Genomic DNA, 9,496 nt, shown 5'->3' with positions numbered 1-9,496 from the left:
CTAATTAAAGTAATACAAATGTGTTTTTAAAAGAGAAAACCCATTCTTACATACGCCAAAGTCTCCTCCTCTGATGCTCCCACTTCAAATGATAGAACAGCTAAGCCAAAGGGTTCTATCCAGATACCTCCGCCAATACCTCTGTGCCATTTATCGGAATCTTCTCCATCTACCCAAACCCTTCCCACATCATGAAAACCCAAGATACCAACCGTGGCTGGTAAAATATATCCCTTAACGTTAAACAGTTTTAACCTGGCTTCCACATTGGAGAAAAAGACTTCATCGCCATAAAACCTTGTTTTTCTATAACCTCTTATTTGCTCTCTTCCACCTAGTGTTTGCCCCCTAAAAAATGGATAATCCCCAAAGTTAATCCCCCAGCCTGCTCTTGCGGCAAAAGTTAACTTCGCTGGTATTTTAAAGCTATGATAGATGGATAACTCAGTATTATATTGATGAAAATCGTCTGTTGCATCATCAATACCATACAACGTATTGAATTTATTTGTCCATAATATACCCGAAACAGGATTTTTTATATTTTTTCTGGTGTCAACATCTAAACGCAACCCACCGCCCATATAGTTGACAGTTTGCTCGTTTTGCAAATTGGTACTTGGCAGAAAAACATCTGTAACAAACCGATTTTCATTGTCATCCTGATCCAATTCCCAGCTTACAAAATCATGGGTAATTCCTATTCTGGCAAGTGAGCCAATAGGCCTGAAAAGGCCTACTTCGTACGATATTTCTTCAAATCTTAATCGATAGTAGTCAATAGCCCTGTCTACATTTACGGTTTCATCAATATTCTGATCAAACTTAGATTCATTACCATAGCCAAAGAAGTTATTAACAAAATTGGGCACCAATAGACTAACATCTGCCTCAAGATCCCATTTACCAATCACATCGGTAAACTGACCCAGGTAATTAAAATTATACGACTCCGTATTAATTGCATAACTCCCTAATACTTTATGCTTAGACTTAAAAGGTTCTTTTCTAAACCCATGATTTGTGTACACAAATCCCCCTCCGAGATAGATGCCGTCATCGGGGTTAAAATTGCCTGTAATTAATGGCATAAGTACATTGTATTGAAAAGCCTTTCGGTTATAATTATTAACATCCGTACTGTTGGACAAACGATTTTTACTTTCTGAATTCAGCTTTAGTTTATTCCCGTCTTTGGTATCATAGAAAATATTTTTCTTACCTAATCCTCCTACTCGCGAGTCATCATCGAGTTCATCCTCACCCTCACCACCAATAACTCTTATTTTTATTCCTTTTGGGCTTTCGCCTTCTATTTCAATCTCATCATTACCCCCTAATGCAAAAAGTCTAATTTCTTTTGTTTCATCGTATTTGAAAGTGCGCTCAAACAAGGTGTGTTTTTTATCACCATCCTTTTTCATTTTACGAACTCTTACATGAACATCCCCATTGGGTAACCTTTCTGCCTTAAAATGCTCATGCTTATCGCTACCCACCACATCCACTTCTTTGGCAAGAAATAGATAATGGCTAATAGCCGATTCTGTAATGTTATCCCTCCGGGCTTTTAACCTTCTAATAACTTCCTCGCCATGCAAGTCATAAATTGCCTTGGGCCATTTTTTAATAGCCATTTCTATGTGCTCATCTGTCAAATCTCGCTTCAATTGCTCTGCAGCTTCTACCCAGTCTTCTTTTTCTAACCCAGTTAAAAACGAGCGGTCAAAGTAGCGTGCATTAAAAGAAAGCCCTGAGGGCCAATCTATCTCCTCATCAAAACCCTCGAATTTTGGTAAGCCCCATTTCCTTTTCCAAATGCCTGGAAAAAAACCTTCATTCACAAAAAATACCTGATCACGATCCCTGGGTATGGGTCGGTATCTATTACCTTTTCCCTCGTCAATTTCAGACCAGCGCCATTGGTCGTCATGCCTATCCCAATCACCGATAATCATATCAAACAATCTGGATTTCACTACAAACTGCTGATCCACATAATGATCATTATCTTCCTGCAGATTTTCTAATACTTTGGAAGTACTTTCAATATCTGGTGAGTTTCCAAAAAAGTCGGCACCTTCCCAATCTTTGGCTGGTCGCTCTTCATAAAGTGCCAGAGTATTGGCAAATGTGGCCTGATGTTTTCCAAATCTTGGGTCATCTGGTATAAGCACCAACTTTGGATTGGTATGATAAATGCCAGCAGCATTTGCCAGGTATGGAATTACAAAGGCTCCATATGGGTGCGAGGCCGAAATCTGATCTTGCACCAAATCTTGCGCAAAAGTATTTCGTAAAAATGGTGGTATGGCTCCTGCCGCATATTTTTCAATGGAGCGTAGCACATACTGCTTGCCATCTTTTGCTTCTAATCTCAACGATTTGGTTTGCTGCCCACCACCACGCTGTACTATCTTGAGCCCACCATGCTCGGCACCAATATCAAAAACCGGGACCTCAATATCCTGCTTCCACACATCCCTGTAATTAGCCCCAAAAAAGCGTTTATGTCCTTTTCCGGCCTCATACTGATCACTGGCATGTGTTACTTGCACACTATCCTCTAAATCATACTTGTTGGCAAACTCTTCTCCTGAAAGTTTGGGAACATACGGTTTAGTCATTAATGATTTAGTAAAAGTATTAGTGTTATCATGTCGCCAATATTCCAACTTAACCTCGCCATCTGTATAAAAAAGCAACTTGGCAAAACCGTTGGCAGACTCCGCATATTCAGCAAATCCCTTTTGTTTTACATAAGTAGTTTTACTACCAGAGCCACTTACTATATAATGTATATCGTTCTTGAAGGAATATTGCAGCGAGTGTTCGTGTCCAGCTGCATGGATTACATTTGGGTACTGCTCCAACGTTTCCACCAGTGCATTACGCATGCCCTTGTACTTAGGATTAGGGATATCCTGCACACTACCAAAAACCGCCCGATAAAATGGATATAATCCTCCGACCACAGGTGGCATTAAAAAATGTTTGAATGGAAAAACTCCGCCATGCTCACCATAAGTGTACATGGGATGATGTGTGGTAACAACCACCTTTCTGTGCGTATTCAGGGCTAAAATCTGATCCAAAGCCAGAAGTACTTCTAATGGTGTGGTAAAATCACACCCTCCTATTTCACTATTGGGCTTATCCCAACCATGAAGAAACCATTGTGTATCAAGTATTACTAATAGAAGTTCATCGGAAAGATTAACCTCCACAGGCCCAGGGCAGCCATCATTAGGAAGAAATACATTGGCGCTATCCAACCGGTCTTCAATATAGTTTTCTTGCCGCTGAACCTGATCCCAGCCTATTTTTCTCCCTTGTGCCCAATCGTGATTGCCGGGAATAAAAATGGCATTGCCTTTAAATTTTTTAGCAAGTTCAATTTGAGCATTGATAGCATCCTCAGCCTCAGTTCTTGATTCACTTTGCACAGTAGGCATACCTTGCTGATAAATGTTATCCCCCAGAAAAACGATACCTTCATTTTCACCTTTTAACTGACTAGAAATAACCTGAAAATTACTTGTTTGTCCGTGAGTAACTTTTCCTGCATCGCCTACCAGAAACAAAGTATAACCCACCTGCTTCTGTGCACCAACTTGAAAGAATGTAGAAACACCAATAACAATACAAAAAACTATAGCAGATGCTTTCATTAATTTTTTATTCCTTTAAGGATGTATTTAAGCGATGAAAAATAAACAACTCTCCTCTGGTTTCGTTCCCTTCGCTGGAAATATATAAAGTACCGTCAGGAGAAAAACAGATTCCTTCTGGTTGTTCAAAAAGTCCATTATCTAAGCTCACCACCTCTTTGAGTTTGAAGTCTGAGTTATACACTACCAGAACATAATCAGCAGATAAAATATAAATATCATTATTATGTGGGTGAAGTGCTATACCTGAAGGATCGAAATCATTGATTTCATTGAAATGCTCTCGGTTCGAAATAAAATGGGCCAGCTCCCTTTTCTCTATAAAAAAGAGCGGTTCGGGCCTGTCCTCCTTGATCAAATAAATGCCCTTACCCTCTCCTTCTACACCTTGAATTGAGCCCTTCCCTTTAGCGGCCACTAATAATGCACCTTTAGTGTAACCAAGCCCTTCTAAGTCGTTCTTTGCACTGAAGTCACTTTTATATTCTTTGCTATTCACGGCCTGGTTATCCTCAATTTGAAAAGAGTAAAAAGTGCCATTGCTCTCCATTACCCATACATCTCCATCGTCATATTCCACCCCTTCATAGTCTCCACTTTTGCCGAACTTAATCTTATCCTCCACTTCCCCTGTAGCACCATTCAAGACATAAATATTACCAGTTTCATCTTCAACAGCCAGCAATTTGTTTTCCTTGTAATAAGATAAACCGGATATTTCCTCCAAATCCCAATGTAGCCTTATTTTGGAATGCGGCATATACAACGTATATGGCACTTTAAGAGAATCATAGTCTTTATATCTTGGGTGAATTTCTCTTTGTAGAAGTGATTCGCATTGTAGAAAATTGAAGGCCATTAAACTGGCTATTAAAGACTTTACGATCACTTGCATCAAACAAAATTGCCTAAAAAAAGGTGGTTATAAAAATGGCTACTATCTTTGCGCATGGCCTTAAAAAACGACTTAATTCTACGAACAATAAATGGTGAAAAAACAGAACGCACTCCGGTTTGGTTAATGCGACAGGCAGGTAGAATTCTGCCGGAATATCGTGCAGTAAGAAATTCACTTAGCGGATTTAAAGAATTGGTAGAAACACCGGAATTGGCTGCTGAAGTTACTATCCAGCCCGTGGATATTCTAGGGGTTGATGCCGCCATCATTTTTAGTGATATTCTGGTGATCCCCGAAGCTATGGGTCTTAAATACGAAATGGTTGAAAAACGAGGCCCTCATTTTCCAGATACCATTAAAGCTGCCAGCGATATTAAAAAGCTGAAGATTGCTGAAGCCAGTGATGTGCAATATACAATTGATGCGATTAGTGTAACCAAAAAAGAATTAGACGGAAGAGTACCTATCATAGGTTTTGCCGGGGCACCGTGGACCATTTTTGCATATATGATTGAGGGCGGTGGAAGTAAGACCTTTTCCAAAGCAAGAAGAATGCTTTACTCAGAACCACAACTTTCTCATGAATTGCTGCAGATGATTACCAATAGCACCATTAACTATCTGAAAGGTCAAATAGAGGCAGGGGCCAATTTAATCCAAATTTTTGATAGCTGGGCCGGCATACTTAGCCCGGAGTTGTATCAGGAATTTGCCCTCAAATACATAGAGCAAATTTGTGATGCTATTGACAAAGTTCCGAAAACAGTGTTTGCAAAAGATGCCTACTTTGCCCGCGAATGGTTCGGGAAAATACAATGCAATACTGTTGGGTTAGACTGGTGTATGGATGTACAGGAATCAAGAAATTTGATTGGTGCAGACAAAACTTTACAAGGTAATTTCGATCCGTGCATTCTATATAGCTCCGAAGAACGAATAAAGGAAGAAGCTGAAAAAATGCTTGTGAAATTTGGCCCAACGAGACATATAGCCAATCTGGGTCATGGTGTTTACCCGGATACAGACCCGCACAAGGTCAAATTTTTTATTGATACGATTAAAAGGTTTAAGCACTAAGGATATTTTTTTATTACTATTGTGATAAATCGTTTAAAAAAATGAAATCAATATTCACTACCATGCTATTACTGTCATTTGGAATGATGGTGAACGCACAAGAAAAAGCAGTTGATTACAAAGAGCTTCAAAAATCCATTCCTTCTACAATTATGGGCTATCAATTGGTTGATGAAATTGAAGGAAGCAGTTTTGAGATGAGTGGAATGTCTTATTCAACAGCTTCCGCCCGGTACGAAAAAGCTGATTCACAATTAGACATTGCTATCATGGACTATCAGGGGGCTGCGGCACTATACACCTCTGCTTCTATGGCGTGGAGCTCCGGCATGAAATATGAAGATGACGATCAAAAAGCATATGGTGTAACTTACGATAATGCCCAGGGATGGCTGGTTTATGAAAAAAACGACAAAGTAAGTGAGCTAGTTGTTGGTTTTAACGAGCGGTATATTATAACTGTTGTGGTAACAGATGCCTCTGAGAACTTTGCCGAAGAAGTTTATAAGCAGTTGAATTTGAACAATCTGCCGTAACGCAGCAATTACCTGAACTACTATAAACCAATCAAAAATTCATTTGTTTAGATAGTATGATTAAATCCGCCATTCTTTCTAGTCTTATTCTATTTGGTTTAGCTTGTTCTGAAGGTTCTGAAGACACCAAACCCAACAAGTCTGTAGCAGAGCAAGTCTCTGAGAGTTTACCATCAGGCACTACAGCAGAAGATCAAAGTGAAGAACTAAGCATCAAGTATCTGGCTTTGGGCGATTCATACACGATAGGAGAAAGTGTTGAAGAAGACGAAAGATGGCCGCTGCAGTTATCAAATAAAATGGCAAATATCAATTCTAATTTAATTATCGAAGAAACCAAAATAATTGCAAGAACCGGCTGGACAACTCAAGATTTAAGTAGTGCCTTAGATAAGGAAGAGTTAAATTCTGACTATGGACTTGTTTCACTTTTGATTGGCGTAAATAATCAATACAGAGGTTATCCAATTGAGGATTATCCGGGTGAATTTGAGAAATTGCTCAACCGTGCAGTCGGTTTTGCCGGGGGAAATAAAAATAATGTGATCGTAGTGTCCATCCCTGATTATGGTTATACACCATTCGGCCAATCAAACCAAAAAAAGATTTCTGAAGAAATTGATACTTACAATGAAATTAACAAGCGCATTTCTGAAGAAATTGGCATTAAATATTACTACATCACAGACATTTCACGAAAAGGGTTGGAAAATCCTGAGCTAGTTGCAAAGGATGGGCTTCATCCCTCAGGCGAGCAATACCAATTATGGGTAGAAAGAATAATTGCAGATAAAGAATTTCAATCCATCATAGAAAATTGATGATGGATTGAAATATGTTTAATTATTCGCTTCTGAGTGATTTTACAGGGTTCACCAAAGCCGCTTTTAAGGTTTGATAGCCAACAGTTAGCCAGGCAATAATCAATGCAAGCCCTCCTGAAACGATAAAGGTTAGCGCACTTATTCCGGTTTTATACGCAAAGTTGCTCAACCATTCACTCATAAAGTAATAACTCACTGGTACAGCAATTAACAAAGAAATAAGAATCAGTTTGGTAAAGTCTTTGGATAACAAAAGCACCACACCAGATACTGAAGCGCCTAACGTTTTTCTAACACCAATCTCTTTTGTTCTTAACCCGGCCATATAAGCTGCTAGTCCAAAAAGTCCAACGCAGGCTATGATAATTCCTAAGGCAGCAAACAGACCAAATATTTTTCCGGAGTTAGCCTCTGATTTATATTGATTGTCTAACTCATCATCTAAAAACTTGTATTTGAAAGGGTCTTCTGGAGAAAACATTTTCCATTTGTTTTCAATAGAAGCTAATGCTTGTTGCATATTCTCACCTTTAATTCGCGCTGTTAAAACTCCTACACCGCCAAAGGCTTGAGATTCAGTGCTCAATATTACAAATGGGCTTATTTCGTCTCTTAACGACATGTAATGGAAGTCTTTTACAACACCTACTACTTCATACTCAATTTCTATTGGATTGCCACCTGCAGGTGCCGCGGCAGTATTTCTCAACTTTAAACCTATCGGATTTTCTACACCTAATAAATCAACAGTGCGTTGATTGATGATCAGCGATAGAGAATCATTAAAATCCTTGGAAAAACCTCGACCTTCCACAATTTCAAAACCCATGGTGTTAATATAGTCATCATCAGCAGTCATTGAGTTGGTAGTAATGGGCTCGGTAGCTCCTTGTGGCATAAACTGGATTCCAAAATATTGGTTGACCGGAATAAGCCCAGAACCACCTGCCATTTCCACTTCGGGAAGTGCCTGTACCTCTTTTATAAATACATCCAATTGCTCATTGAGGGTTCCTATGCGATCTACAACAATAAGGTGCTCTTTATTATACCCAAGATCTTTTTGTGCCATAAAGTTTATTTGATCTCGGACTATGAGGGTTCCACAAATTAGTATGATGCTTATGGCGAACTGGAAAACAACCAATCCATTTCTCAACCACGACATACTCTTGTTTGTCTGCATTTTGCCCTTCATTACTGATACAGGGTTAAACCCTGAAAGCACAAATGCCGGATAACTACCCGCTAGCAGACCTACAATTAAGGCATAAGCTACAGTCACTGGTATTAATAAAGAGCCTTCGGATGCAATAGAAAGGGATTTATCTATTACATTATTAAAATAAGGCAGTGTGAGATAAACCACTCCTAAGGCGATGGCTGATGAAATGATACTAAGCACGATCGATTCAGTTAAAAACTGAGCAACCAACTGTTTTTTGGGAGATCCTAGTGTTTTTCTGATACCAACCTCCTTGGCTCTTTCTGTAGATCTGGCTGTAGCTAAGTTCATGAAGTTGATACAGGCAATGAGTGTAATAAGTACAGCTATTGAAATAAAAATGTAAACATCATTGATGTCGCCACCTGCTTTAAACTCACCCTGATATTTCACTGGGTATAGATGTATATCCTCCAATGGAATTAGAGAGTAATTATAGCCGTTTCCTGCAGCCACATATTCGCTGTAAGTTGTACTTAGGTTCGCCTCAATTTGCGGAGCAGCATATGTTTCCACCATATCCGGAAATTTGCTCTCAAGGGCAGCAGGATCTGCATTCTCATTTAGCAACACGTATAAGTGAGTAGTAAAGCTTACAAAATTGTCATTCTGTAAGAATGGAAAGGTTTTAAGTGCTGCTAAAAAGCCAAACTCAAAATGCGAATTCTTAGTAAAATTTTCACAAATGCCCTTTACATTGAACTGACCGAAATCTGTGGTCAGTGTTTTATTAATAGGGTCTTCATTACCAAAATATTTAGTCGCCATTTCTTGGGTAATAACCATATCCTGGGCATTGGCTAGCGCACTTTTTGGATCCCCAGAAATTAGTTTAATGTCAAATACCTCAAAAAAAGTAGAGTCGGCAGCCATAAAAGCTGTTTCTTCAAAACGTTTTTCCTCATTCTTCTCATCCACATAACTTACTACTACCGGATTATTGGCAGGATTACCGAACATCCGAACAGCATTTTCTACTTCAGGGAAATCTCGAACCATCACTTCAGAAAATGAATGAGGAACAATGGCGTAGTTTGTCACATGATCGGGGTATAAGCGCTCTAACCCCATTTTATAAATCCTGTCGCCTTTGGAGTGAAATTCATCATACGAAAGCTCATCTTCGACATGAAGTAAAATGAGTAAGCTACTGGCTATACCAATAGATAATCCTAAAACATTAATTATTGAATAGATTCGATTTTTGAGCAGACTGCGAATAGCAATCTTGAAGTAATTTTTCAGCATGTGTTGAGTTGTTTGAG

The 9,496-nt window shown here is 39.1% G+C and carries 6 protein-coding genes; 3 read left to right on the top strand and 3 right to left on the bottom strand.

What is annotated here, in order from left to right:
- Nucleotides 1-26 precede the first annotated feature (26 nt).
- Together RLO81_RS17565 and RLO81_RS17560 are read right to left on the bottom strand one after the other, a co-directional pair.
- Complete coding sequence (locus RLO81_RS17565; RefSeq protein ID WP_350114732.1) at nt 27-3,671, bottom strand: BamA/TamA family outer membrane protein; 3,645 nt, start codon at nt 3,669-3,671, stop codon at nt 27-29.
- Between the two features lie 7 nt (nt 3,672-3,678).
- Nucleotides 3,679-4,530: an SdiA-regulated domain-containing protein gene (locus tag RLO81_RS17560; RefSeq protein ID WP_350114729.1), complete on the bottom strand. Its 852-nt coding sequence runs from the start codon at nt 4,528-4,530 to the stop codon at nt 3,679-3,681.
- A 90-nt stretch (nt 4,531-4,620) separates the two neighbouring features.
- On the opposite strand from RLO81_RS17560, the gene hemE reads away from it, so the two are divergent.
- Genes hemE through RLO81_RS17545 form a run of 3 tightly spaced genes read left to right on the top strand, consistent with a single transcriptional unit; the run spans nt 4,621 to nt 7,003 of the window.
- Nucleotides 4,621-5,646, top strand: coding sequence for a uroporphyrinogen decarboxylase (gene hemE, locus RLO81_RS17555; RefSeq protein ID WP_350114726.1), 1,026 nt, complete (start codon nt 4,621-4,623; stop codon nt 5,644-5,646).
- A 41-nt stretch (nt 5,647-5,687) separates the two neighbouring features.
- Complete coding sequence (locus tag RLO81_RS17550; RefSeq protein WP_350114723.1) at nt 5,688-6,182, top strand: hypothetical protein; 495 nt, start codon at nt 5,688-5,690, stop codon at nt 6,180-6,182.
- 56 nt (nt 6,183-6,238) lie between these two features.
- On the top strand, nt 6,239-7,003 hold the full coding sequence (locus tag RLO81_RS17545) for an SGNH/GDSL hydrolase family protein (protein ID WP_350114720.1): 765 nt from the start codon (nt 6,239-6,241) through the stop codon (nt 7,001-7,003).
- A 22-nt stretch (nt 7,004-7,025) separates the two neighbouring features.
- On the opposite strand, the gene RLO81_RS17540 is transcribed toward RLO81_RS17545, so the two are convergent.
- The gene (locus RLO81_RS17540; RefSeq protein WP_350114717.1) at nt 7,026-9,479 is read right to left on the bottom strand and encodes an ABC transporter permease; all 2,454 of its coding nucleotides are present in this window, start codon (nt 9,477-9,479) and stop codon (nt 7,026-7,028) included.
- Nucleotides 9,480-9,496: the final 17 nt, after the last annotated feature.

Origin of the sequence: Fulvivirga sp., from assembly GCF_040220315.1 — a bacterium.
In the GTDB taxonomy this organism is placed as follows: domain Bacteria; phylum Bacteroidota; class Bacteroidia; order Cytophagales; family Cyclobacteriaceae; genus Fulvivirga.
This window is presented reverse-complemented; position numbering and strand designations above follow the sequence as displayed.